Here is a 23,797-nt window from a genome sequence, read left to right as displayed (position 1 = left end):
AGGCGTGAAGATGAATCAACCTCTGTCTCACCATTTGTTGACCATGGCCTACCAGAACGCATGGGCCAATCACCGACTGGCCAAGGCCTGGTGTCAGTTGAGCCAGGATGAATTGGTAGCGCCTCGAGTCAGCTTCTTTCCCAGCCTCAGGGCAACACTCAACCACATCCTGACGTGCGACTGGTTTTACGTCGATGCCCTTGAGCGCGAGTTGCGCGGCGATGATCCGCATCCCGAGTGTTACGTGTTCTTCAAGGACGATGAGCCGTTCAGCCAAGCGATCGACCTCAAGCGCGAACAGGCCCAGGTGGACCGACGCTTGATTGCCTATTGCGAGCAAATGCGCGATGCCGACCTCGGCAAAGTCGTGACCATCGCCCGCGACACGCCGCAATACGACAGCCGCTTGCGCCTGCTGTCGCACCTGTTCGAGCATCAGATCCATCATCGGGGGCAGGTCCACGCGATGCTCAGTGGCACCTCGGTCAAGCCGCCGCAACTGGACGAGTTTTTTTGCGCGGGTGAGTCGCGGCTGCGGGCAGAGGATTTTGCCGAGCTGGGATGGACCGAAGCTTTGGTTTGGGGGCATTAAGAGTAAAGGTCAGCGCCTACACAAATCCCCTGTAGGAGCTGCCGCAGGCTGCGATCTTTTGATCTTCAAGGCTTGTCGGCACAACCACGCCCGCGATATGTTCGCCACGCTTTCCAGTGCGAGTGACGTACTGGGGCTACCTAATGTGTAATCGAGGATGGAAATGGATTTCGCAGAAATTCTTGTGCTTCAGGCCAGCTACACCAATCCGGTGCATGCCGAGGCCATTGGCCTGGTATTGAACAGTTACGCCGAAGATCCAATGGGTGGCGGTCATTCTTTGCCGGCCAATGTGCTGGAGCACCTGCCGGGTGAACTGGCCAAGCGTCCCCATGCGTTCAGTGTGCTGGCCTTCGTCGGCGGCGAACCGGCCGGGCTGGTCAATTGCTTCGAAGGCTTTTCGACCTTCGCCTGCCGGCCGCTGGTCAACGTGCACGATGTGGCGGTAGTGCCGAAGTTTCGCGGACTGGGGCTGAGCCAGCGCATGCTGCAGAAAGTCGAAGAGATTGCCCGCCAGCGCGGCTGCTGCAAAATCACCCTGGAAGTGCTCGAAGGCAATGCGGTGGCGCAGGCGTCCTATGGTAAGTTCGGCTTTGCCCCGGGCGAGTTCGACCCGGCGCACGGGCGCATGATGTTCTGGATCAAGGCGCTTTAATCCTGACTGTAGGAGCGAGCCTGCTCGCGATGGAGGTCAACGGTGACGCGGGGCATCAGATACCCCTCGTTGTCCTTGAGTCCATCGCGAGCAGGCTCGCTCCTACAGAAAGGCAATCAGCGGTGTAACCATCATTTCGGTCTGTAGGATTCGGTCATTTGCGCGGTTTGGTCGTCCGGGACTCGCAATTCCGTCGCCTGACTTTGCGTGATGTTGCCCAAGGCCAGTTGCTGGTTGTAACGCAGGGTTTCGTAGTAGTAGCGCATGCGTTCGGCCCCGCCTTCGGCAAAAGCGCTGGCGGAGCCGAATGTCATCAGGACGGCGAGGATCAACGTGGTGCGTTTCATGGTGTGCCTCCCACTACAGCGGTCGGATGCTTTTCGTCCATGAACCAATGAATCGATGTCGAGCGCACATTATCCGCCGATTCCGTTAAATGGGAATGAATAACCCTTAGAGTTTCCAGTCCAGACTCAGGGTCACCGTGCGCGGGTCGCCCCAATACACACCGTTGTAGAAACCGACGTTGTCGTAATACTTCTTGTCGAACAGATTGTTGATGTTCAGCGACGCCGAGAGGTGTTGGTCGAATTCGTAGCGCGACATCAGGTTGACCACGGTGTAGGCCTCTTGCTCGATGTCCGTGCGTTCGGTGATCACGCTGCCATCGGCGCGACGTCCCACTGGGCGGTTGGCGCTACGGTAGACGTCACTCTGCCAGTTCACTGCGGCACCCACGGTTAACGCCTGCCATTCGCCGGGCAGGTGATACGCCGTGGAGAAGCGGAACATGTTCAACGGCTGGTTGGTGTTGGTGCGTTCCTTTTCGCCGTTGACCGAGTGGGTGTAGGTGTAGCCGGCCGTCATGTTCCAGCCGCTCAAAACCTCGCCGGACAATTCAGCTTCGAAACCCTGGACCTTGTTGCCTTTGCCACCTGACGTGTAGAACTCCTCACCAGTGACCGGGTCCGGCGGCACCGAGTCGTCGAGTTCCGCGACATTGTCCTGCTTGCTCCAGAACAGCGCCGTGGCAAGGTTGAGCCGTTCCTCCAGCAGGCTGCCCTTGAGACCCAGTTCATAGTTACTGCCCACCACCGGTTCCAGGTATTTGCGACTGCTGTCGCGGTTGGTTTGCGGTTTGAAAATGTCGGTGTAGCTGACGTAAGCGGTGTACTCCGGGGTCAGGTCGTAAAGCAGCCCGGCGTAAGGCGTCCACATGTCGTTGTGTTGCTGGCTGCTGTGGTCGACGCCGCTCAGCTGCAAGTTGTCGTCATAGCTGTTGGTCGTGCTCGACGCTTTCCAGCTGCCGTAGCGGCTGCCGAGTACGGCGTGAATCTCATCGGTGAGGGTCAGGCGTGTGGCCAGGTAGCCGGCCTTTTGCCGGGTGCTGTCCTTGGCTCCGGTCAGGCGGGTGACGGTGTCGGGAAACTTGCCGATGTTGCCCATGTATTTCCAGTCCGGGACGTTTTCGTAATCCGCGGCTCTTGGACCGTCTTGCGTGTAGGGACTTTCTTCGCTGCGTTCGGCTTCGCCATAGCCGACCATCATTTCGTGTTCGCGGCCCAACAGCGTGTAGGGACCGGACACGTTGAAGTCATAGGCTTTCATCTTTTGCGTGCCGATCATGTGGCTGACGTTGGCAACCATGCCGCTGCGATCAGCTTCCGGAAAGCCGCCACCGGCGTAGTAAATCTTGCCGTCGGTATCGCTCTCGCGATGGGTGTACGCGGCTTTGAGCTGCCATCCGCCGCCCAGTTGATGATCGATGTTGGCGAATGCGGTTTTGTCCTTGAGCGGCCAGGAACTCCAGGACGTCGCCATGTTGGTCGAGCGTCCAAGGTTGGCCTTGCTGCCGTCGGCGTTCCAGTACGGCACGGTGCCCCAGGACGTGCCTTGCACATGCTTGTTCTGATAGTCGTAACCCACGGCCAGTACGGTGTCATCGGTCAGGTCGGCTTCGAGCACTCCGTAACCGACTTCCCGCTGCTGCTGGTATTTATCCCGGTAGGAATCGCTGTCACGGTAGGCCACCACGCCGCGCCCGCGCAGGCGCCCATCGAAAGCCAGAGGACCGCCAACGTCGAGATAGCTGTAGTAATCGTCATAGCTGCCGCCACTGACGCCGGTCTTGGCTTCCCACTGCGTGGTCGGACGTTTGCGCACCATGTTGATGGTGGCCGAAGGGTCGCCCGCGCCCGTGGTCAGGCCGGTGGCCCCGCGTACCACTTCAATGCGGTCGTAGATGATGGTGTCGGAATCGGACTTCATGTAGCTGAAGGTATTCAACATCCCGTCGATCTGGAAATTGTTGATCGTGTAACCGCGGGAGGAATAGCTGACCCGATCCGAGTCGTTGTGCTGCACCACAATCCCGGTGGTCTGGCTCATGGCTTCGGACAACGTGCCGAGTTTGAAGTCGTCCATTTGCTGGCGAGTGACGACGGACACCGATTGCGGTGTTTCTTTGATCGACAGGGGCAGGCGGGTGGCCGTGCTCATGGCGCCGGTGGTGTACGAATCAGTGTTTTCGGTGGTGCTGCCCAGATTCCGGGCGGTCACGTTGGTGGCGCCGAGCATGAGCGTGGTGGGCAGCGGCGTTTTTTCAGGATCGGTTTCAGCCAGCAAATCCGGGCTGAAAGCGACACTGAACAGGCCGAGGGTAAAAGTCATGGAACGGGTGATAGGCGCGAACATCGCAGCCGACTCCTTGTCGTCGATGGAAAAATTCCGTTTGTTCAAAGACGAAGGAGGGGAGAGGGATTTAGGCTTAAACGAGAATAATTATTATCTTGCGAAGTTTCCTACAACCCAAAACAACTGAGGGAGCGAGCCTGCTCGCGATTAGCGTCGGAACAGTCAGCATTGATGTTGACTGATCTACCGCTATCGCGAGCAGGCTCGCTCCCTCAGGTTTTGCGTTGTATCAGAACTACTGTTGAACGACTCCAGACACTACTGGCGCCCCTTTGGGCTTGATCAGGCTGAAATCAATCAATGGCCGCTGCTGACGCTCGTAAGGGTTGCCGATCAGCAATGGCCGTGGCTTGAAGCTGTCGCTGACCACGCTCTTGCTGCGATCCAGTTCATCGAAACTCAGGCCCACCAGGTCCGCCCAGGTGTGGATCAGATGCGAGCTGCTGTACGGCCGCCCCAGATCCCCGGCAAAGCTCCAGTCATGGGTTTCGCGCCATTTCGGCGAGGCCCAGGCCATGAACGGAATGGTGTACATCGGCGCCGTCGGTTTGTTTTCGTTCCGCCCGAGGGTGCTATGACCCGCAGAGTCGAAAACGTCTTCGCCATGGTCCGAGAGGTACAGCAGGAAGCCGTTCGGGTCGGTCTTGGCGTAATCCTTGATCAGGCTCGAGACCACGAAGTCGTTGTACAGCACCGCATTGTCATAGCTGTTGTAGGTCGGCAGTTGATCGTCACGCACCCCCGCCGGTACGCCGTTGCGGTCCTTGAACTTGTCGAAGGTCGACGGATAGCGGTACTGGTAGCTCATGTGCGTGCCGAGCAAATGCACGACGATCAGCTTGCGCGGTGCAGCGTCGGCCAGCGCCTTGTTGAACGGCTCGATCACGTCGCCATCGTACTGGGCGGCGTTCTGGTTGCGGTTGTTGTTCAGGTACACCTGCTCGTCGGCCTGCTCGGAGAAGGTCGTCAACATGGTGTTGCGCTTGGTCATGGTCTGCTGATTGGTGATCCAGAAGGTCTTGTAACCTGCCTGTTTCATCATGCTGACCAGCGACGGCGTCGACAGGTACAGCTCGGGATTATCCTCGTCGGCAAACGTCAGCACCTGTTGCAACGCCTCGATGGTGTAGGGGCGCGGGGTGATGACGTTGTCGAAGACCGACAGTTGATCCTTGAGCTTGTCCAGTTCCGGGGTGGTTTGCCGAGGATAGCCGTACAGGCTCATGCGCTGACGGTTGGTGGATTCGCCAATCACCAGCACCAGGGTTGCGGGCTGGTTGGCCATCGAGTCCTTGAGGTTGTGCAGCGGCGGGATTTTGCTGGCGCTGTCGAGCATGTCCTGCATGCCGGCCAGGGTGTCCAGATAACGGTGATAAGCCACGGCCATTTGCCACGGCACTGCCGGCTCGATGCGGGTTTCGAACTTCTCGAAGCCGTCGGCGAAATTGCCGGTACGCAGTGTTTGCTTGACCAGCGGATAACCGATCACCGCCACCACAATGGCCGTTGCAGCCACCAGTGCCTGGCCGCGAGGCAGGTACACCGGGCGCAAGCGTGTCCACAGGAAGTAGGCAAAGGCTGTGTGAGCGAGGAAGGCAAGCACCATCCACCAGGCAAAGTACTGGGTCATGTACTCGCCGGCTTCAGACACGTTCGACTCGAACATGATGAAGATGACGCTTTGGGAGAATTCCTGCTGATAGATGAAGAAGTAACCCAGGCTGGCCATGGAGCAAGCCCACAGCACCACGCCAATCAGCGCCGCCATGACACGTGTTTGTTTGGGGAACAACAGCATCGGCGCAAGCCAGATAGCACTCATCACAAATGCCTGGCGGAATCCGGTAAAGCCGGAGGTTCCCGTCAGTTGAATCAGCAGCTGGGTGATACCGGAAAAATACCAGAAGAACAGGAACAACCAGAGAAACCCTGCCCAATCGAAACCCTTCGCAGACGTCTCGCTGCGTTTAAACCAAGCCATTCCACGCTCCAGCCAATATTCACTTCCACCGTCAGGCCACCGAAGTCACCGACGAACGGATGGCGCACGGAAACCGAGCGGCCACAAGGAACCGGAGTATCAACAAGGGAATGTGAAAACTTTGTGAGTTGTAGCGTAGGCAAGGAACGATGGCGTATCGGAAACAGCGAACGGCTGCTTCCGATTCAAGCGAGGAGCGTCAGGCGTGGGGAGCGCGTTGGGTCACCGGTAAGGGCTGTTGGCCCTGGACCAGCAAGCGCAGTTGAGCAAGCTCTTGCTTCAACTGATCGCGCTCGTCTTTCAACTGGCGCAACTCGTCGCGACGGATAGTGACGTAAAGGGTTTGTGCTGGCAGTGCGGTGTGTACTGTGCCCATTGCTCACCTCGCAAATGGCGTGTCTCAACTGTAGGACTGCTTCCGAAATCAGAGGCTAATCTACTATCGGCGCCAATTTTGATTTCTTTTGCCCCCGAAGGGAACTTTTTTATTTTTCATGGTCGTTGTGTCTTCGGCACGATTCCCGACGTTATCAATCAGGATCGGGCACAATGCCCGGAAACTTCATGCCAACGCTCTGGACTAACCCTCATTAGTCGCGTTGGGCTATAACCATTGACACACATTTATTTGTAGTAGGGAGCATCAGCACATGCAACTCGGGATTATTGGACTGGGCCGCATGGGCGGTAATATTGCGCGGCGCCTGATGCTCAACGGGCATACCACCGTTGTGTACGACCGCAATACCGCCTTCGTCGAAGCCTTGTCTGCTGAGGGTTCCACCGGCGTTGCCGATTTGCCGGCCCTGGTCGCCGGCCTGGCCAAGCCGCGTGCGGTATGGGTCATGCTGCCGGCAGGCGCACCGACCGAAGAGACCATTGACACCCTGAGCACCTTGCTCGAAGCCGGCGATACCATCATCGACGGCGGCAACACGTTCTATAAGGACGACATCCGCCGGGCGAAAACCCTCGCGGAAAAAGGCCTGCACTACATCGACGTCGGTACCTCCGGCGGCGTCTGGGGCCTGGAGCGCGGTTACTGCATGATGATCGGCGGCGATGCCGAGACCGTTACTCGTCTTGATCCGCTGTTCAAGACCCTGGCGCCGGGCATGGGTGACATTCCGCGCACCAAGGACCGCCAGTCCGATGATGATCGTGCCGAGCACGGCTACATCCACGCCGGTCCTGCGGGCGCCGGGCATTTCGTCAAGATGATCCACAACGGCATCGAGTACGGAATGATGCAAGCCTTTGCCGAAGGCTTCGACATCCTGAAAACCAAGTCCAGCGAGATTCTGCCGCCAGACCAGCGTTTTGATCTGAACGTCGCCGACATCGCCGAAGTCTGGCGTCGTGGCAGCGTGGTCTCGTCCTGGCTGCTCGACCTGACCGCCGACGCCCTGGCCAGCGATCCGAAACTCGACGGCTTCTCCGGATCGGTTGCGGACAGCGGTGAAGGGCGCTGGACCATCGAAGCGGCCATGGAGCAAGCGGTTCCGGTGCCAGTGCTGTCGAACTCGTTGTTCTCGCGCTACCGTTCGCGTGGGCAAGGCACGTTTGGCGACAAGGTTCTTTCTGCCCAGCGTTTCGGCTTCGGCGGCCACGTGGAGACTCCGAAAAAATGACTCATGGGATCCGCAGAAAATCCAAGACTGAACCCGCGCCACCCACCACGCTGTTTCTGTTCGGCGCCCACGGTGATCTGGTCAAGCGCCTGCTGATGCCGGCGCTGTACAACCTCAAGCGCGACGGTTTACTCGGGGATGGACTGCGGATCATCGGCGTTGACCACAACGCCATCAGCGATGAAGGCTTCGCAAAAAAACTCGAAGACTTCATCCGCAACGAGGTGGCCGCCAAAGTCGGCAAGGGCGATCAGTCCCTTGATCCGGACGTGTGGGCCAACCTCGCCAAAGGCATCAGCTACGTCCAGGGCGACTTCCTGGACGACAGCACTTATCAAGCGCTGGCGGCGAAAATCGCCGACAGCGGCACTGGCAATGCGGTGTTCTACCTGGCCACCGCGCCGCGATTTTTCAGTGAAGTGGTGCGACGTCTCGGCGCGTCCGGCTTGCTCGAAGAAAGCCCCGACGCGTTCCGCCGGGTGGTCATCGAAAAGCCTTTCGGCTCTGATCTGCAAACCGCCGAAGCCTTGAACGCCTGCTTGCTCAAGGTGATGACGGAAAAGCAGATCTATCGCATCGATCACTACCTGGGCAAGGAGACCGTGCAGAACATTCTGGTCAGCCGTTTCTCCAACAGCCTGTTCGAAGCGTTCTGGAACAACCACTATATCGACCACGTACAAATCACCGCCGCCGAAACCGTCGGCGTGGAAACCCGTGGCAGTTTTTACGAACACACCGGCGCCCTGCGGGACATGGTGCCCAATCACCTGTTCCAGTTGCTGGCGATGGTCGCCATGGAGCCACCGGCCGCGTTCGGCGCTGATGCGGTTCGCGGCGAGAAAGCCAAAGTCGTGGGTGCGATTCGACCCTGGTCGGTTGAGGAGGCGCGGGCCAATTCGGTTCGTGGCCAGTACACCGCTGGCGACGTCGATGGCAAGCCACTGCCGGGTTATCGCCAGGAAGACAAGGTGGCGCCCGACAGCAATACCGAAACCTACGTCGCCCTGAAAGTCATGATCGACAACTGGCGCTGGGTCGGCGTGCCGTTTTACCTGCGTACCGGCAAGCGCATGAGCGTGCGCGACACCGAGATCGTCATCTGCTTTAAACCGGCGCCGTATGCGCAGTTCCGGGATACCGAAGTTGATGAATTGGCGCCGACGTATCTGCGTATCCAGATTCAACCCAACGAAGGCATGTGGTTCGACCTGTTGGCCAAACGGCCTGGCCAGGCCCTGAAGATGGACAACATCGAACTGGGCTTTGCCTATAAAGACTTCTTCGAGATGCAGCCATCCACCGGCTATGAAACCTTGATCTACGACTGTTTGACCGGCGACCAGACGCTGTTCCAGCGTGCCGACAACATCGAGAACGGCTGGCGCGCCGTGCAACCGTTCCTCGACGCCTGGCAGCAGGATGCGAGTGTGCAGGGCTATGCCGCCGGTGAAAACGGACCGCAAGCTGCCGAAGAATTGCTGGCTCGCGACGGTCGCGTCTGGCACGGCCTCGGATGAGTGAACTGAAGCAACTGCCTATTCGCTTGCTGCTCAGTGACATGGACGGCACGTTATTGTTGCCTGACCACACCCTCAGCCAGCGCACCATTGACGCGGTCCGTTCGATGCGCGAAGCCGGCGTGCTGTTCAGCCTGGCTGCCGGCCGGCCACCCAAAGCCATGTTGCAGACCATCGAAGCGCTGGGTGTCGATTTGCCGACAGCCGCCTTTAATGGCGGCACCCTGGTAAACCCGGATGGCAGTCTGCTGGTCGCGCATTACTTGCCCGTCACTGCTGCGCTGACTACGTTGGCGATGTTTGCCGATCAACCGGGCATCGAGGTTTGGGTGTTCAGTGGCGGCGACTGGCTGCTGAAAGATCCGTGCGGCCCGATGGTGCCAAGGGAACAGCACGGCTTGGGATACCCGCCGGTGACGGTTGAAAGCTTCGAACCTTTTCTTGCACGCATCGACAAAATCGTCGCGGCCAGCAACAACGCGCAATTGCTGGTTGAGCTGGAGGCGCAGCTGTTGCCTAAAGTGGAAGGGCAGGCCCAGGTCTCACGCTCGCAACCGGTTTATCTGGACGTCACCGCGATGCAGGCCAACAAAGGTGAGGCGCTGGCCACACTGGCCGAATATCTCGGCGTGCCGCTGGAGCAGACAGCCGCCATGGGCGACGGTGGTAACGACCCGGCCATGTTCCATCGCGCCGGGTTGTCGATTGCCATGGGGCAGGCCGAGGAGGCAGTGAAACGCCAGGCTGATGTGGTGACGGGTGCCAACACCGAAGACGGGGCGGCTCAGGCGATCGAGCGATATATCCTCAAACGCTGAACCCCTGTAGGAGCTGCCGAACGCGGCCCGAGCCTGCGGCAGCTCCTACAAAGGTTGTGGTGTTATAGCCAGAAGCTTACGGCGTACCAGCCGAGCACACCCATCACCACCGTATACGGCAACGCCATCCACACCATCCGCCCATACGAAAGCCGAATCAAAGGCGCAATCGCCGACGTCAGCAGAAACAGAAACGCCGCCTGGCCATTGGGCGTCGCCACGCTTGGCAAGTTGGTGCCCGTGTTGATCGCAATGGCCAGGGTTTCGAAATGCTCACGGCTCATGTGCCCGGCGAGGAACGCTCGCTTCACTTCCGTGATGTAAATGGTCGCCACGAACACGTTGTCGCTGATCGCCGAGAGCAAACCGTTGGCGATAAACAGCATGCCCGGTTGTTGATTGGACGGCAGGGCCAATACCCATTGGATCAACGGTGTGAACAGTTGCTGATCGTGAATCACCGCCACCACGGCGAAAAACACCACCAACAGCGAGGTAAACGGCATGGCGTCCTTGAATGCGCTGCCGAGACGATGTTCGTCGGTAATGCCGGTGAACGCGGTTATCAACACGATCACCATCAAACCGATCAAGCCGACTTCCGCCACGTGGAACGCCAGCGCGGCGATCAGGATCAGCGCAGCCAGCCCTTGCACGATGAGCGCTGCACGCTGGCGCGCAGTGCGTTCGGCGTTGTCTTCGGCGGCGAAGTTGGCCAGCACGGCGCGAACGTTGTCTGGCAGCAGCGTGCCGTAACCGAACCAGCGCAGTTTTTCCAGCAGCACGCAGGTGACCAGGCCCGCCACCAACACCGGCAGCGAAACCGGGGCGACCTTCAGAAAGAACTCGGAAAAATGCCAGCCCATTTCGTGGCCAATCAACAGGTTCTGCGGCTCGCCTACCAGCGTACAAACCCCACCCAACGCCGTCCCCACCGCGCCGTGCATGAGCAGGCTGCGCAAAAACGCGCGGAACTGCTCGAGGTCGCCATGGTGAAGGCTGGGCAGGTGCTGGTCGTCATTGAACGCGCTGTCCTGACGCGGATCGGTGCCCGAGGCAACGCGGTGGTACACCGAGTAAAACCCGACGGCGGCACTGATAATCACGGCTGTGACGGTCAGTGCATCGAGAAAGGCCGAGAGAAACGCCGACAGAAAGCAGAACATCAACGCCAGCAGCGCTTTGGAGCGCACGCCGAGCAGCAGGCGCGAGAACAGAAACAGCAGCAAGTCTTTCATGAAGTAGATGCCGGCCACCATGAACATCAGCAGCAGGATCACCGGGAAGTTGTGCACCAGTTCATCGTAGAGCGCTTGTGGTGTGGTCATCTTCAGCAGCAAGGCTTCGACCAGCAGCAAACCACCAGGCATCAACGGATAACACTTGAGCGCCATGGCCAGGGTGAAAATGAACTCCAGTACCAGCAGCCAACCGGCTGCCACCGGACCTACGGACCACAACACCACGGCATTGAGAATCAGGAAGCCGACGATACAGGCCTTGTACCAGCGAGGTGAGTTACCGAGAAAGTTATGCGCGAACGCCTGGACCATGGAGCCGGACATTGGCTACTCCTTGTCTTAAGAAGCGCGCAAGTTGCCGTAAGCAGAACGGAAGATCAAGTGCAGGAAAAATACGTTGGACTATTCAAATAACGTGCGACCACCGCTTTATAGTTGCCATCCAGTGAATAGCCGGCCACGACGACACTTCCATCAGCCTGCACCGCCACTGAAGTGGCTGTATCCAGGCTGCGACCCAAGCGAGTGCGAACCCATCCATTGCCGTCGCCAAAGTTGCGATCGAGCTGCCCGTCAGGCCGATATCGACCCAGAATGAAGTCGGCCTCAACACCGCCAATCGTCGCGCCCACCGTGAGAATGCTGCCGTCCGCTTGCGTCTGCGCCGCGGTCCACTGGCAGCCAGTGTTACCAATTTCAAGTAACCGGGGTTGGCCGCTATGGCAGTGATGGTCCGGGCGGCCGTTGCTGTGCACTTTCAGGGCGAGGCAGTGCATCGGGTTTCGACTGCTGCCAAAACAAAGCACATCGCCATTGTCCTGCTGGACGATTTGGCTGACTTGCGCGCTTTGCCCCTGAGCCGTGAAACTCATGAAGCCGTCCACGGCAAAACTGACGTCGAGTCTGCCATCTGTGTGATAGCGGGCCAATAAACCTTCTTCCGGTAAATTGATTGAGCCGCCGACCAGGATCCGACCGTCACTTTGCAACCGCAGGGTGCTGAGCCAGGTGTTCAACAGCAAGTGCCTGACCATCACAAAACCACGACCATTGAAGGTGGGGTCCAGTTTGCCGTCTGGTTTGAGTCGTATGAGCATGCCGGTGTGATCGGCCAGTTCGAAGTGATGGTTGGCCACCAACAGGATTCGACCGTCCTCTTGAACGGCAATATCACAGGCTTCTGCGCCCGGCACGCCAGGCGGAAGCCAGGCATCGCGAACACCGTGGGACAAATTGCCGGGTAGGCGCACCACGCAACGACCGTTGTCACCAAAATGTCTCGCCGGGCGACCTTGTTGGTCAAACAGAGCGAGGGCCGGGAGGGTGCGGTGCGCATTCTCGTAGTGCAGGCCGGCGAGCAGGATGTTTCCGTCGGGCAGCACGTGAACCTTCCCCGCCATGGCTTCGAAACCGGATTCGAATTGGCCGATGACACTCCCTTGATAGCCGAATTGCAGATCCGCCGAACCGTCCTCCAGCAAGCGGGCCAGGCCAAAGCGGCTACCGCCAGGTGTTCCGACCTTGGCGGCCACGAGTAAACGACCCTGGGAATCGAGCGTTATCCCGTTGGCCATGCTCGAAGTGCTGCCGGCGAAGTACACCTGGGTCTTGCCATGGGTGGCAAAGCTCGTATCGAGTTTCCCGGCGGTATCAAGCGGGGCAGGGAACTTATAAACCGACTGGATTGACATGAACGCATCTCCTTGCGAGTCGTCCTGATCCAGATGTTGGGGCGGCGACTGTATATGGAGAACATTCAATCCCTGAATGATCGTACGCACAACTGTCATAACTAACAGGCGGAGGGTCGCTGTGTGCCACAACACTGTCTTTTCGAACCATTGGCAAGCCTGCAAAGGATTCAGGCGCGCTTAGTTGAAATAGAAGTGTGTCAAAAGTACAAATGGCCACGGTTAGCCAACCAACTAATGACAGGGAAGGGCGCGGATTACTCCGGAGTAATCCGCAAAATGTTTAGTGCGGCATCGACCACGATTCAAGCTTGAAGCCTTCCTGGCTCAATTCTGCACGGGCCTGTTTGAGCAATTGTTCAAGTTGCGCCGGATCGGTGTAGGCACTGATCGGGATCAGCTTGCGACCTATACTGTTTTCTGTGCGATCGATAACGGTCAGGCTGAGTTCGCCGTTGCCGTCCTGTGGCGCCCAGGCCACGCAGTGGAAAGGCTGGAATGCGCGGTCGGCAATCAAAAGAGCTTCGTTGATACGGAGCGGGGCGGTCATAGAATGTTCTCTCTGTATGCCCAATCAAGTGATGTGCCGACGGTTGGGCTTACCGTTCGGCAGTTACTTGTACTGATGCCCGCAACCCCGGTTCGGGTCACACCTGAACAAAAGAAATTTCAACTTTCTTTGATATGCCCGATGTAGCGACCTGCATTGAAAGCTAAATGAAAGGTTTGGACTCGTTAGGTAACTAACCATCAAGCTTCTTATAACTAGTTACGTAATAGCCCTATAGTCAAACGATACAAGACCCCGTCAAATTCTTGCTAACGTTACAGCCAGGTCTGCCAAATGACTGTTTTTAATAAAATTTCCTAGAATTTGGCGCCAAGGAACAGTCATGAGCGAAGCTCCTGCCTTACGACGTCTATTAGTGGTGGATCCCTGCGACGACTGCCATCGCCTGCTACCGGGATTGCGCTCCGTGGGTTGGGATGTTGACAGCTGTACGCTGGATAACGTCGCCGATCGATCCTGTGACGTCGGCTTGTTACGACTACAACCGTTCCATCTTGAGCACCCGGATGCGGTCAAAGAGGTGATCAGCCGCAGCGGTACCGAGTGGATCGCCGTGCTCAATCAGGAAGTCCTTCGGCTACAGAATGTCGGGGATTTTGTCTGCGAGTGGTTTTTCGATTTTCATACCCTGCCGTTCGACGTTTCCAGAGTTCAGGTCACGCTGGGCCGAGCCTTCGGCATGGCGCGCTTGCGCGGGCAAGGCACGGTTCATATCGATAAGCTCGAGCATGAACTGCTGGGCGACAGCAAGCCCATACGCGAATTACGCAAGCTATTGAGCAAACTGGCGCCTACCGAGTCGCCGGTGTTGATTCGCGGTGAAAGCGGGACAGGTAAAGAGCTGGTCGCCCGCACGCTGCATCGACAATCCCTGCGTCACAGTAAGCCCTTTGTCGCGATCAATTGTGGAGCGATTCCCGAGCATTTGATCCAGTCCGAACTGTTCGGCCACGAGAAGGGTGCCTTTACTGGCGCCCATCAACGCAAGGTCGGACGGATCGAAGCGGCTAACGGCGGCACACTGTTTCTCGACGAGATCGGTGATCTGCCTCTGGAACTGCAGGCGAACCTGTTGCGGTTCCTCCAGGAAAAGCACATTGAGCGGGTGGGCGGCAGTCAGCCGATACCCGTGGATGTTCGGGTGTTGGCCGCGACCCATGTCGATCTTGAGGAGGCGATTGAGAAAAAGCGCTTTCGCGAAGATTTGTACTATCGCCTGAACGTGTTGCAGGTCGCGACCGCGCCCCTGCGTGAGCGCAACGGCGATCTGTCGATGCTGGCCAACCATTTTTCTCATTTTTACAGCCATGAAACCGGCCGCCGCCCGCGTAGCTTCAGTGAAGATGCCTTGGTTGCCATGGGCAAGCATGACTGGCCGGGCAATGTTCGCGAGCTGGCCAACAGGGTACGTCGCGGGTTGGTGCTGGCCGAAGGCCGTCAGATCGAAGCGCGAGACCTGGGGCTGATCAACCATCATGTCGTTGCCGCGACGATGGGCACGCTGGAGGACTACAAGCACCAGGCTGAGCGCCAGGCCTTATGCGACGTGCTTAACCGCCACAGCGATAATTTGAGCAATGCCGCCAAGGTGTTGGGGATATCCAGGCCGACCTTCTACCGGTTGTTGCACAAGCATCAGATACGCTAAACGCAAAATCTTTACACAACAAAGCCCCGTCGAAACGGGGCTTTGCTATGGGTCAGAAGTAGTACGGGAATTTCAGGCTGAAGGAGAAGTCTGGCGAGTCGTCGGTCAAGCCGATTGCGAGGTTGGGAACGATCGTCAGCTTATCCGTTGCGGCCAGGGTCATGCCGATGTTGAAGTTGGCGGAGTTGTAGTCGCTGTTGGTGATCGATTGCCAATCACCCCCGTCTGGCTTGATCTTGCTCTTGCGGGCGAATTGATCGGTCACTGAGAACGACATACTCATCTTTTCGTTCAAGGCGAATGCAATGCCGCCACCGATCTGCCAGGAGTCGCCCAGTTTCACGTCGCCGGGCACCTTGGAGTTGACCGTAGGGCTGATGTCGCTGAAAGAGTCTTCCATGTTGTAGGTATAGGCCAGACTGCCGAACAGCACGGCCGGGTCGAAGGTTTTGACCAGCGAGATGCCCGGGGTGATCGCCCAGACACCGTTGCCGGTCGGCAAGTCCTCGGGTACCGCGAGGTTATCGTTGCCTGGGACATCGATTAGTTTGATGCCGTACGGGTCATCACCGGTGGGCGCCTTGACGCGCAATGTCACGACGGCGTCGGGCAGGTTGGCTGACTCATCCAGAAACTTGTAAGCAACACCAACGTTCACATCGCCGATGGCGGGGTCGCGGGTAACGGAGGCATCGGACGTTACCGGGCCTGCGCCACCTGCGCCGCCAGAGGAGTACGTTGATTCTCGATAAATCACAGGGACGTTAATGTCAAACTGCCAACGCTGTGCCACGTTGTAGCGGGCGGTCAGGTCCAGGGTCCAGTTATCCGCCTTAATACGGTCGATGTTGATGTTGCCGAGGAAAATCGAGTCCAGGGCCAGAAAACCGTTAAGCGTCAGCGCACGAGTATCGTAGTGCGTGTAGGTCAGGCCGGTTTCGATGCTGAACTTGCCGCCACCGAAGAAGCCGCTGGCTTCGTCATACAGGTTGGACACGCTTTGTGCCGGTTCCGAATCGTCCTTTAGCGACTGGCCGTATGAACTGCCTGAGGTCCCAGGCGCACCGGAGGCCACCGTCTGACCACCCTTGGGCGTTTCGGCGGGGGATTTGGTCAGGCGTTTGGGGGCCGGTGTCGCAGGGGCTTCTTCAACCTGGCGAACGCGTTGCTCAAGTACCATCAACGCGTTCTGCTGTGCTTCGTAACGCTGTTTAAGCTCCATGAGTTCTTGTTTTAGTGCTTCTACCTGGGGGTCCGGTGCTGCGTAGAGCAATGTGGCCGGGGCCAGGCTACTCAAACAAACGATAGTTCTTAACGTTAAAGATCGGTGCATGGGTTAGCCGTCCCTTCTGACTACATCTGATGAGACTGAGCGTAGATCAGAATCCCGAAGTGCGAAGGCCTCTGAGCTGGTCCAGGTTGCCGTTCAGCGATCCGGTTGTCGCCACGTTGTCACGCAGCACGACATTGAAGGACGTGAGGTTCCTGACCTGGTTGCTACTGCCAAGCAAAGTCGTGTTCTGCATCAGCCCACCCTGGGCAAGGCGTTGTACGGTACTGCCCTGATTGTTATTGGCGACGATGTTGAATTGCACACCGGCACCGGTCGAGGAAACGCTCAGCGAACCCGCGCCATTGGCGCCGACCAGCGTCGTACCTGCGGCCAGCGCCTGGCCCTGCTGTTGCGCAACGGGTTGTGCTGACGCCTGGCTGGCTTTGCTGACGTTGATATCAACATTGTTATAGGCCGTGTTGTTGTCGCCGGCCGCCCGCACGACCTGCGTGACGCCTTCAGTGGTGTTGAGTCCGCCGCCACCGGTGACAGTACCGGTGCCGACGCTGGAATTTTGTGAGCGGGAGGAGCCGGTACTTTTTTCGTCGATCATCGATACATAGAACTGTGGCTTGATGGTCGATTGTTGAATTTGCATCGAGGACGTTGCCCCGATCACTTCACCTTTGGCGTTTTCCCAAGTGCTGGTCATGGCAATGCCGAAACTGATGATCCGTCCTGGCATGACAAAGCGGCCGCGCAAGACCGACAGTTCCTGATCATTCAATTCAATCGGTTTAAACGTCTCTGCGTGCGTCGGCAGGCTGGCGGCCAGGCAAACCAAGGCCAGCCAGATTGGAGTCTTCATGAGATGCTCCCGGAGCGTCGTGCTCCCTTGTTATTAGAAGAAGTCGCTTTGGATGAATCCGAAATCCATCAACTCTGTGTCTTGCACCGGGCTGAAGGCGTTGACGCGGTTCTTGGCGGTCAAAGGCAGGGGTGGGTCGAGCAACGCGTTGGTTTTGTCGTAGCCCTGGCCGATGACGGCAAAGATGATGCCGTTCCAGCCTTTTACAAAGTCGTCGACTTTGTAACGTTTATGACCGAGTACCGGATCACCGATATACACCCAGCCGTTATGAACTCGTTGCATGACCACAAAATGCTTGTAGCCACGGATATCCATCAATACCACTACCGGAATTTTGATTTCGCTCAAGGTGTCCTGTGCTACCCGGTAGCCACGGGCCCGCATGCCGATACTTTCCACGTAACGTTTCATGTCCAGCATGGAGAAACCCTGGACTCGGACGAGGTCGTGATCGGAGTTCGCCAGCATGCCTTCAATGATTTGTTCTTCATTCACGTCCAGCCAATAGGCTTGGCGCAAGATGGTTGCCAGCGCAGCTGCGCCGCAACTGAAGTCGGTTTTTTGTTGCACCAGGTCGGCAAACTTGCGCTCGCGGATGCTCTGGATTGGTTTGTACACCACCGCTCCGCCCGGCAGGATGGAAAGCGGCATTTGTGCAGCCTCGATCACACTGGCCACGCACAGCAGAAATGCCAAGGCGATAATGCGCATGATGGGATGCCTTATTGTTATGTTTGAAAAGGCCCCCGTAAGGGGGCCTCCATAGACAGCATTAGAACGATTGGTTGGAGATGGCCAGCGAGTTGCTTTGTTGGTTGCCCACACCAGCAGCCACGTTGACGCCCAGGTTGCCGCTGCCGCCATTCACCGAACCGCTCAGGGTTGCAGTGTTGGTCACAGGGTTGGCCCAGCCAGTTGGAGTCAGCACTTGATAGGAGTAGGTGTTGCTCAAATCATAAGAGCTGCTTTCACTGAAGCTTTTCGCTTTGTCATACGCAGATTCGGACGACTTGCTGCCCGATTTATCGTACGAAGAGGCGGTCGATTTCTCGTACGAGCTATCGAACGATTTCTCGAACGAGGAATCGCGCGATTTGTCGTACGCAGATTCACGCGACTTGTCGTATGAGGAGTCGCGAGACCGGTCATACGAGGATTCGCGCGAACGGTCGAACGAGGAATCACGAGTTCTGTCGTACGATTTGTCTACCGATGCGTCAAGCGATGCGCCCAGCGAAGCGGTAAGCGATGCCTCGGAACTGCTGCTGCGGGTGCGATCGCCGAAGCCAAAATTGACAGTAGAGGAATTGGAAGCCGCCGTAGAAGCGTCCAAAGTAGCGTCCAGGGAAGCACTCAATGTAGTGTTCGAAGAACCGCTGGCACTACTGCTGTTGGACCCGCTCGCAGCGCTGCTGTTGGAACCACTTGCAGTGCTGCTATTGGAACCGCTCGCAGAACTGCTGTTGGAACCGCTCGCATTGCTACTGTTGGACCCGCTCAGGCTGGCGCTCAGAGAACCGCTTGCACTGCTGTTGTTGGAACCGGCTTTAGCCCAGCTCGAAGAAGCGCTTTGACTGCCGCTGGCTTCGAACGACTTGTCGCGGGAGAAACTGCCGCTGGCCGAGTTGGTAACGGTGATCGTATCCACACGGTAGGTCCGATCAGCGTTGTTATTCACTGTCAGGCCAGGACCGTTTTGAACAGCGGACGCGGTGGCGGTTGCGCTACCCAGTGGGGCATTGGCGTTGGCAATTGCCATGGTGTTTTTCTGCTGGTTCAGATCGCCGCCAGCAATGTTGACACCCACGTTGCCGCTGCTGCCACCGCCGGAGCCGCTCATCACGGCAGAGTTGGTAGAGCCAAAGTTGTCGACGCGGTTATCGTTGCTGACTTGCCTCACGTCAGCGGTGGCGTTGGCCATGCCGAAGACAAAGCTGTTATCAATCGCAGCGTTGTCGGAGGCGGCGTTGGCGATGGCGGCGGCGTTGTCTTGCTGGTTGCCGTTACCGGCCGCCACGTTGACACCGACGTTGCCGCTCGCACCTGCGGCCGAACTGCTCATCTCGGCCGAGTTTTCTGTCCCTTCATTCCAGATGCTGTTGCCGGTACTGTTCTGCCGGTCAGTCGCATTGGCTGTTGCGGAGATAGGAAGCATCCTTGCAGGAGGGGTTTGGTTTTGTTGACCTGGACCGTTACCGTTACCATTATTTCCATGGTGGTTTCCGTCACGACGATCGGCAGCTTGTACAGCAACAGCCATGACCGCAGCAATTGCGAAAACCAGAGGCTTGATTGCCATCGAAGGTTTCATGGTGATTCTCCGTACTTATTTTAGGTTAAGTGTTGTTTTTACCTATCTGGGTCAATCCACGACCCGTACGCTGAAGGTGTTGGCCATTCGGTTTCCCACCCCGGCGCTCTGATTCAACTGAATCACCCCACGGCTACCGGTGAAAGCCTGGTCACTGGTAGTGACCTGGCGATGGCCGGGTGCGGAGTCAGTTGGATCGGAGTTGATGAGCAGCGCCACGTTCTGTTGCATGAGGACGCTGTCGTCGAGACTTTGCGGCTGAGCACCGACGCTGATGCGCAGTGCGTTGGCTTGCTGGTTAATCGCGCCAGAGCTCTGGTTGACGCCCAATGCGCCGTTGCCGTGGCTGAAGGAGTCACCTTGAATGCTCGATTGAGCGTCGATCCTGGGGTCGACCACCGTACGCAAGCGTTGGCGTATTTCTGTGGTCGCGTTGGCGCTACGGCCAACGGCGATGGCCCGGGCGTTGGCCTGTTGCTGTAGATCGCCGGCAGCCTGGTTGACCGTAAGGTTGCCCTGGTATTGCGAGCCCGAATTGTCGATGGTGGCGTTATCGATGACTGGGGATTGGGCGAAAGTCGATGTACTGCAAAACATGGCGATAAGCACTAGCTTGCGATTCATCTTAACGGTCTCCCGTCAGGATTTTCATCGCGCCCATGCCTTGCTGGATGCTTGAATTCACCATGTTGGCGATGCCGCTACCGGAGTTTCCCGAACGCCCGGCGGGGAGGTTGGATAGCTGGGACTGGGTGCTTATATTGCCGCCCAGGTTGTTGGTGTTCTGAGTGACCAGGCGGGAGATGCCCGCACCACTGGCGACACCGGCAAAGTCGCCGTCGCTCAACTCGCTCGTTTGCTTGAGCACCTGTTGAGACGGGTTGGCATTGACGGTCGTGGGGTTCGGGTCGGGAACGAGTGGCGGAACCGTTGCGTTGCGCGTCTGGACATCACGAGTGATGATAATGATGCCGTTGTCAGCCTGGACAGGCAGGCAGACCGTTGAGCCCAGTGCGCATCCGATCAGCAGTAGTCTAAAGATGCGTTGATCAATTTTCCCCACGGCGGCAATTCCTTCTGTGAATGAAACGCTGGCCCTTATCAGCGTTGCGAGGAAGAGAGCAGAAGGTGTGCCGGTTTTTGATTCTTTCTTTAAATCAGAGGCTTACGAGTTTTGTCCGGGAGCTTGTTCTTCAAGCTGTTACAACGGTGAGACAAAACTTCGTGCGCGGGACCGTCTAAATCGCTTGCGAGGCTCTAGACCGGGGATTGTGGGGGAGTGTTTCAAGCCTTTAACAAATGAGGGCGTTGCAGGCGAGAGTGCCGCAAATGCGACGTTTGAAGGCGCATGGCTGTTTCAGGAATGGACACTTTTCACCCAAAAGAGGGTGAGCGCTGGGTGAAATCCCCCAAAATCAGGGTTTGTAGCCGAGTAGCCCGCCTACCGCCTCGAACGCCTGTATGCGCCGCGTGGCCCAGTCGCCTTGCAGGATTTGAACGGGTTGCCGATGCTTTTCCAGCCAGGCTTTAGTCATGCTGAAAAACGCCTGGCGCTCACTGAGTTCAGGCTGACAACGCTGACCGTCGTCGGTCCATTCGACGTTTTCCGGCGACAACAGCAGATGTAGATCGTACTGCCGCGCCAGGAGTGCTTGTTCGATCCAGGCCGGGCAGTCGCCGAAAAGGGTCTGGCTCCACAGAATGTTGCTCAGCAGATGCGTGTCGAGGATCAGCAGCTGTGGTTCTCGGGCGCGAGCTTCGTCCTCCCAGGTCAGCTGGCCAAGGGCGATTTCAGGAATGTCCGCCAGGGTGGTGTCCCGTGGATTCTGTTCGATGAACCAGCGTACATACTCATCCACCAGAACCCCGCCAAAATGCGCCTGCAACTCGGCGGCCAGCCAGCTTTTACCGCTGGATTCGGGACCTGTCAGCACCAGGATTTTCATGTGCGCAACGCCGGGGCCGCGCGCCATTCGCGCCAACCCTGCACCGCAAGCAGCAAGAAGAGACCGTACAAAGCAGCGGTCAGATAAAGCTCTTTGTAAACGAACAGGCCTACGAAGATCACATCCACAGCGATCCACAGCGGCCAGCATTGAACGCGCTTTTGCGCCATCCAGACCTGCGCCACCAGGCTGAAGCCGGTCAGCGCCGCATCGAGCCAGGGCTGGGCGGCGTCGGTCCAGTGAGCCATTGCAGCACCCAGCAACAAACTGCCAATCGCCCCAAGCGCCAACCCCAGCAACACCGACTGGCTGCCAAGCCGACTGACCTCGCGTCCTTGCTGCGCCACGCCTGCCCGAGTCCACTGGCGCCAGCCGTAGATCTGCAATCCGGCGTAAATGACCTGAAGCAACATGTCCGAATACAGCTTCACTTCGAAAAAGATCCAGCTATATATAAGCACCATGACCAGGCCGATCGGCCAGCACCAGGGGTTCTGTTTGACCGTCAACCAGACGGCAATGACACCGAGGGCGGCGGCAAACAGTTCGAGCCCGGACATGGGGGTTCCTTGGGGGAAGTTGAAGAGGGGGCGGATTGTACCCGAAGATCAAAAGATCGCAGCCCTGTAGGAGCTGCCGCAGGCTGCGATCTTTTTCGGGTTAAACCCGGAACTGCTTGAGCAACCCGTTCAACTGTTCACTCAACCCCTTGAGTCGCACACTCGCCGCGCTGGATTGTTCGGCTGCCAGCGCAGTGCTGTGGGATAGACCGGCGGCCTGCGTGACGTTCTGGTTGATGTCTTCGACAACATGGGCCTGCTGCAAAGTCGCGCTGGCAATCGATGCATTCAACCCGTTGAGGTTGCGCAACGCCTGGCCGATGGCATTCAGGCTCGCGCCAGCCAGTCCGGCTTGCTCGATGGTCAACTGCGATGCCCGGCTGCTGTCGCCGATCACCTTGACCGCGGCTTCGGAATGACTTTGCAGGCGTTCGATCATCGACTGGATTTCCGCGGTCGACTTCTGCGTACGCTGGGCCAGCAACCGCACCTCGTCTGCCACCACCGCGAAACCGCGACCTTGCTCACCGGCGCGGGCAGCTTCAATGGCCGCATTAAGGGCCAGCAGGTTGGTTTGCTCGGCGATCGAACGGATCACTTCCAGAACGCTGCCGATTTGAGTGCTTTCGGCAGCAAGGGTCCGGATCACTTCCACGGCTTGATCGATGGTGGAAGACAAGGTGTCGATCTGTTGCAGGCTGCCATCAATATTGACCTGGCCTTGTCTAGCCTGCGCTTCGGCGTCGCGCATTTCGCTGGCGGCATGTTCGGCGTTCTTCGCCACATCCTGCACGCCGTAGGTCACTTCATTAATAGCAGTGGCAACCAGTTCCATCTGTTGTGATTGTTGCTGGCTGCGATGCTGGGCCTGAGTGGCGTCGTTGCCCAGTTCGCTGGAAGACTGGCCGAGTGCGCTGGCGGATAGCTGTAGCTCACTGATCACCTGGCGCAACTTGGCGGTGAAGGCATTGAAGTGCCGGGCCAGTTGCGTGACTTCGTCATGGCCATGGGTGTCGAGGCTGCGGGTCAAGTCGCTTTCACCACTGGCAATGTTGGCCATCGCGTTCACGGTTTCCTGAAGCGGACGGACGATGCTGCGCGCAATCAGCAAAACCAACGCCACCATGACCAACGCAATCGCCAGGCCGATCACCGAGGCTTTCCAGACTTGACCATAGAACTCGGCTTGCATGTCGTCGATGTACACGCCCGAGCCGATCACCCAGCCCCAGGGCTCGAACAGTTTGACGTAGGAGGTTTTTTCCACCGGCGCGCTTGCGCCCGGTTTCGGCCAACGGTAGTTGACGATCCCCGCGCCCTTGCTTTTGGCAACCGCGACCATTTCGTTGAACACCGCAAAACCGTCCGGGTCGCGGATCGCCGAGAGGTTCTGGCCATCGAGTTTCGGGTTGGCCGGGTGCATGACCATCACTGGCGTCAGATCATTGATCCAGAAGTAATCGTTCTGGTCGTAACGCAGGCCACGAATGGCCGTCAGCGCCTGCTTCTGCGCGACGTCGCGGGTGAGGGTGCCGGCGGTTTCCAGATCGTGGTAATAGGTGAGAATCCCACTGGCGGTTTGCACCACGTGCTGGGTTTTCTGCGCCTTGGCGACGTACAAGTCGTCGTGAATCTGCTTGAGCATCAACACGCCCAAGGCCAGCAGCATCATGACGGCCACGACCAAGATGAGCCACAACCGCCGGCTGATCGACATATTGCGCAAGCTGTTCATAACGCGGTGCTCCGTTCTTGTTCTTGTCATAAATGATCACCAGCCTTCTACCGTACCTA

At 57.9% G+C, this 23,797-nt stretch carries 22 protein-coding genes; 6 read left to right on the top strand and 16 right to left on the bottom strand.

Translation table 11 applies throughout. From position 1 onward, the window contains the following. The first annotated feature begins 10 nt into the window (after positions 1 to 10). Together KGB21_RS15690 and KGB21_RS15685 are read left to right on the top strand one after the other, a co-directional pair. Positions 11 to 592: a DinB family protein gene (locus KGB21_RS15690; RefSeq protein WP_223505628.1), complete on the top strand. Its 582-nt coding sequence runs from the start codon at positions 11 to 13 to the stop codon at positions 590 to 592. Between the two features lie 163 nt (positions 593 to 755). Next, positions 756 to 1,247, top strand: coding sequence for a GNAT family N-acetyltransferase (locus tag KGB21_RS15685; protein WP_223505626.1), 492 nt, complete (start codon positions 756 to 758; stop codon positions 1,245 to 1,247). Positions 1,248 to 1,378: 131 nt separating this feature from the next. Here the strand turns inward: KGB21_RS15685 and KGB21_RS15680 are convergent, their stop codons facing one another. From KGB21_RS15680 to KGB21_RS15665, 4 genes are all read right to left on the bottom strand, one after another. Then, complete coding sequence (locus KGB21_RS15680; RefSeq protein WP_034146611.1) at positions 1,379 to 1,594, bottom strand: hypothetical protein; 216 nt, start codon at positions 1,592 to 1,594, stop codon at positions 1,379 to 1,381. 106 nt (positions 1,595 to 1,700) lie between these two features. Beyond that, the gene (locus KGB21_RS15675) at positions 1,701 to 3,941 is read right to left on the bottom strand and encodes a TonB-dependent siderophore receptor (RefSeq protein ID WP_223505624.1); all 2,241 of its coding nucleotides are present in this window, start codon (positions 3,939 to 3,941) and stop codon (positions 1,701 to 1,703) included. Positions 3,942 to 4,176: 235 nt separating this feature from the next. Next, positions 4,177 to 5,922 (bottom strand): phosphoethanolamine transferase CptA, encoded by a 1,746-nt coding sequence (locus KGB21_RS15670; protein ID WP_034146609.1) that lies wholly within the window; start codon positions 5,920 to 5,922, stop codon positions 4,177 to 4,179. Between the two features lie 199 nt (positions 5,923 to 6,121). After that, on the bottom strand, positions 6,122 to 6,298 hold the full coding sequence (locus tag KGB21_RS15665; protein ID WP_223505622.1) for a DUF6026 family protein: 177 nt from the start codon (positions 6,296 to 6,298) through the stop codon (positions 6,122 to 6,124). Between the two features lie 274 nt (positions 6,299 to 6,572). Between KGB21_RS15665 and gnd the strand changes: the two genes are divergently transcribed. The 3 genes from gnd to KGB21_RS15650 are packed head-to-tail and all read left to right on the top strand — an operon-like array spanning position 6,573 to position 9,891. Next, positions 6,573 to 7,553, top strand: coding sequence for a phosphogluconate dehydrogenase (NAD(+)-dependent, decarboxylating) (gnd, locus tag KGB21_RS15660; RefSeq protein WP_034146608.1), 981 nt, complete (start codon positions 6,573 to 6,575; stop codon positions 7,551 to 7,553). After that, positions 7,550 to 9,073, top strand: coding sequence for a glucose-6-phosphate dehydrogenase (gene zwf, locus KGB21_RS15655; protein ID WP_223505621.1), 1,524 nt, complete (start codon positions 7,550 to 7,552; stop codon positions 9,071 to 9,073). Before gnd ends, zwf begins: the two co-directional genes overlap by 4 nt. Continuing rightward, positions 9,070 to 9,891 carry an HAD family hydrolase gene (locus KGB21_RS15650; protein WP_223505620.1) on the top strand — a complete coding sequence of 274 codons (822 nt, stop codon included), beginning with the start codon at positions 9,070 to 9,072 and terminating at the stop codon, positions 9,889 to 9,891. The genes zwf and KGB21_RS15650 overlap by 4 nt, the downstream gene beginning before the upstream one ends. 62 nt (positions 9,892 to 9,953) lie before the next feature. Here KGB21_RS15650 and nhaB read toward each other — a convergent pair whose 3' ends face one another. From nhaB to KGB21_RS15635, 3 genes are all read right to left on the bottom strand, one after another. Next, positions 9,954 to 11,456, bottom strand: a complete 1,503-nt coding sequence (nhaB, locus tag KGB21_RS15645) for a sodium/proton antiporter NhaB (protein ID WP_223505619.1) — start codon at positions 11,454 to 11,456, stop codon at positions 9,954 to 9,956. A gap of 53 nt (positions 11,457 to 11,509) precedes the next feature. Continuing rightward, entirely contained in the window at positions 11,510 to 12,823 is a 1,314-nt protein-coding gene (locus tag KGB21_RS15640; RefSeq protein WP_223505618.1) for a hypothetical protein, read from the bottom strand. Positions 12,824 to 13,106: 283 nt separating this feature from the next. Next, entirely contained in the window at positions 13,107 to 13,373 is a 267-nt protein-coding gene (locus tag KGB21_RS15635; protein ID WP_034146603.1) for a hypothetical protein, read from the bottom strand. A gap of 343 nt (positions 13,374 to 13,716) precedes the next feature. Between KGB21_RS15635 and KGB21_RS15630 the strand changes: the two genes are divergently transcribed. After that, on the top strand, positions 13,717 to 15,042 hold the full coding sequence (locus tag KGB21_RS15630) for a sigma-54 dependent transcriptional regulator (protein ID WP_034146602.1): 1,326 nt from the start codon (positions 13,717 to 13,719) through the stop codon (positions 15,040 to 15,042). Between the two features lie 52 nt (positions 15,043 to 15,094). Here KGB21_RS15630 and KGB21_RS15625 read toward each other — a convergent pair whose 3' ends face one another. The 9 genes from KGB21_RS15625 to KGB21_RS15585 form a co-directional block, all read right to left on the bottom strand. Then, positions 15,095 to 16,375: a hypothetical protein gene (locus tag KGB21_RS15625; protein WP_223505617.1), complete on the bottom strand. Its 1,281-nt coding sequence runs from the start codon at positions 16,373 to 16,375 to the stop codon at positions 15,095 to 15,097. Between the two features lie 46 nt (positions 16,376 to 16,421). Further along, entirely contained in the window at positions 16,422 to 17,183 is a 762-nt protein-coding gene (locus KGB21_RS15620) for a hypothetical protein (protein ID WP_034146600.1), read from the bottom strand. Positions 17,184 to 17,216: 33 nt separating this feature from the next. Next, positions 17,217 to 17,897: a C39 family peptidase gene (locus KGB21_RS15615; protein WP_034146599.1), complete on the bottom strand. Its 681-nt coding sequence runs from the start codon at positions 17,895 to 17,897 to the stop codon at positions 17,217 to 17,219. 61 nt (positions 17,898 to 17,958) lie between these two features. After that, the gene (locus tag KGB21_RS15610) at positions 17,959 to 19,497 is read right to left on the bottom strand and encodes a hypothetical protein (RefSeq protein ID WP_034146598.1); all 1,539 of its coding nucleotides are present in this window, start codon (positions 19,495 to 19,497) and stop codon (positions 17,959 to 17,961) included. A 51-nt stretch (positions 19,498 to 19,548) separates the two neighbouring features. Next, positions 19,549 to 20,121 (bottom strand): hypothetical protein, encoded by a 573-nt coding sequence (locus KGB21_RS15605; protein WP_034146597.1) that lies wholly within the window; start codon positions 20,119 to 20,121, stop codon positions 19,549 to 19,551. A gap of 1 nt (position 20,122) precedes the next feature. Then, positions 20,123 to 20,560 (bottom strand): hypothetical protein, encoded by a 438-nt coding sequence (locus KGB21_RS15600; RefSeq protein WP_223505616.1) that lies wholly within the window; start codon positions 20,558 to 20,560, stop codon positions 20,123 to 20,125. A gap of 352 nt (positions 20,561 to 20,912) precedes the next feature. Beyond that, positions 20,913 to 21,443 (bottom strand): AAA family ATPase, encoded by a 531-nt coding sequence (locus tag KGB21_RS15595; protein WP_223505615.1) that lies wholly within the window; start codon positions 21,441 to 21,443, stop codon positions 20,913 to 20,915. After that, complete coding sequence (gene pnuC, locus KGB21_RS15590) at positions 21,440 to 22,003, bottom strand: nicotinamide riboside transporter PnuC (protein ID WP_034146594.1); 564 nt, start codon at positions 22,001 to 22,003, stop codon at positions 21,440 to 21,442. Before pnuC ends, KGB21_RS15595 begins: the two co-directional genes overlap by 4 nt. Before the next feature lie 100 nt (positions 22,004 to 22,103). Continuing rightward, on the bottom strand, positions 22,104 to 23,738 hold the full coding sequence (locus tag KGB21_RS15585; protein ID WP_223505614.1) for a methyl-accepting chemotaxis protein: 1,635 nt from the start codon (positions 23,736 to 23,738) through the stop codon (positions 22,104 to 22,106). Positions 23,739 to 23,797 lie beyond the last annotated feature (59 nt).

It is taken from the genome of Pseudomonas sp. GL-RE-29, from assembly GCF_019947275.1.
In the GTDB taxonomy this organism is placed as follows: domain Bacteria; phylum Pseudomonadota; class Gammaproteobacteria; order Pseudomonadales; family Pseudomonadaceae; genus Aquipseudomonas; species Aquipseudomonas fluorescens_A.
Note: the sequence above shows the minus strand (reverse complement) of the source record. Positions and strands in the feature narration are given on the sequence as shown.

Bases quoted from the DNA above. Each gene is read 5' to 3' on its own strand.
- KGB21_RS15605 (WP_034146597.1), bottom strand. From the start codon at position 20,121: ATGAATCGCAAGCTAGTGCTTATCGCCATGTTTTGCAGTACATCGACT.
- KGB21_RS15670 (WP_034146609.1), bottom strand. From the start codon at position 5,922: ATGGCTTGGTTTAAACGCAGCGAGACGTCTGCGAAGGGTTTCGATTGG.
- KGB21_RS15615 (WP_034146599.1), bottom strand. From the start codon at position 17,897: ATGCGCATTATCGCCTTGGCATTTCTGCTGTGCGTGGCCAGTGTGATC.
- KGB21_RS15620 (WP_034146600.1), bottom strand. From the start codon at position 17,183: ATGAAGACTCCAATCTGGCTGGCCTTGGTTTGCCTGGCCGCCAGCCTG.
- KGB21_RS15650 (WP_223505620.1), top strand. From the start codon at position 9,070: ATGAGTGAACTGAAGCAACTGCCTATTCGCTTGCTGCTCAGTGACATG.
- KGB21_RS15635 (WP_034146603.1), bottom strand. From the start codon at position 13,373: ATGACCGCCCCGCTCCGTATCAACGAAGCTCTTTTGATTGCCGACCGC.
- nhaB (WP_223505619.1), bottom strand. From the start codon at position 11,456: ATGTCCGGCTCCATGGTCCAGGCGTTCGCGCATAACTTTCTCGGTAAC.
- KGB21_RS15585 (WP_223505614.1), bottom strand. From the start codon at position 23,738: ATGAACAGCTTGCGCAATATGTCGATCAGCCGGCGGTTGTGGCTCATC.
- KGB21_RS15685 (WP_223505626.1), top strand. From the start codon at position 756: ATGGATTTCGCAGAAATTCTTGTGCTTCAGGCCAGCTACACCAATCCG.
- gnd (WP_034146608.1), top strand. From the start codon at position 6,573: ATGCAACTCGGGATTATTGGACTGGGCCGCATGGGCGGTAATATTGCG.
- KGB21_RS15665 (WP_223505622.1), bottom strand. From the start codon at position 6,298: ATGGGCACAGTACACACCGCACTGCCAGCACAAACCCTTTACGTCACT.
- KGB21_RS15610 (WP_034146598.1), bottom strand. From the start codon at position 19,497: ATGAAACCTTCGATGGCAATCAAGCCTCTGGTTTTCGCAATTGCTGCG.
- KGB21_RS15680 (WP_034146611.1), bottom strand. From the start codon at position 1,594: ATGAAACGCACCACGTTGATCCTCGCCGTCCTGATGACATTCGGCTCC.
- zwf (WP_223505621.1), top strand. From the start codon at position 7,550: ATGACTCATGGGATCCGCAGAAAATCCAAGACTGAACCCGCGCCACCC.
- KGB21_RS15640 (WP_223505618.1), bottom strand. From the start codon at position 12,823: ATGTCAATCCAGTCGGTTTATAAGTTCCCTGCCCCGCTTGATACCGCC.
- KGB21_RS15625 (WP_223505617.1), bottom strand. From the start codon at position 16,375: ATGCACCGATCTTTAACGTTAAGAACTATCGTTTGTTTGAGTAGCCTG.
- KGB21_RS15675 (WP_223505624.1), bottom strand. From the start codon at position 3,941: ATGTTCGCGCCTATCACCCGTTCCATGACTTTTACCCTCGGCCTGTTC.
- KGB21_RS15690 (WP_223505628.1), top strand. From the start codon at position 11: ATGAATCAACCTCTGTCTCACCATTTGTTGACCATGGCCTACCAGAAC.
- KGB21_RS15595 (WP_223505615.1), bottom strand. From the start codon at position 21,443: ATGAAAATCCTGGTGCTGACAGGTCCCGAATCCAGCGGTAAAAGCTGG.
- KGB21_RS15630 (WP_034146602.1), top strand. From the start codon at position 13,717: ATGAGCGAAGCTCCTGCCTTACGACGTCTATTAGTGGTGGATCCCTGC.
- pnuC (WP_034146594.1), bottom strand. From the start codon at position 22,003: ATGTCCGGGCTCGAACTGTTTGCCGCCGCCCTCGGTGTCATTGCCGTC.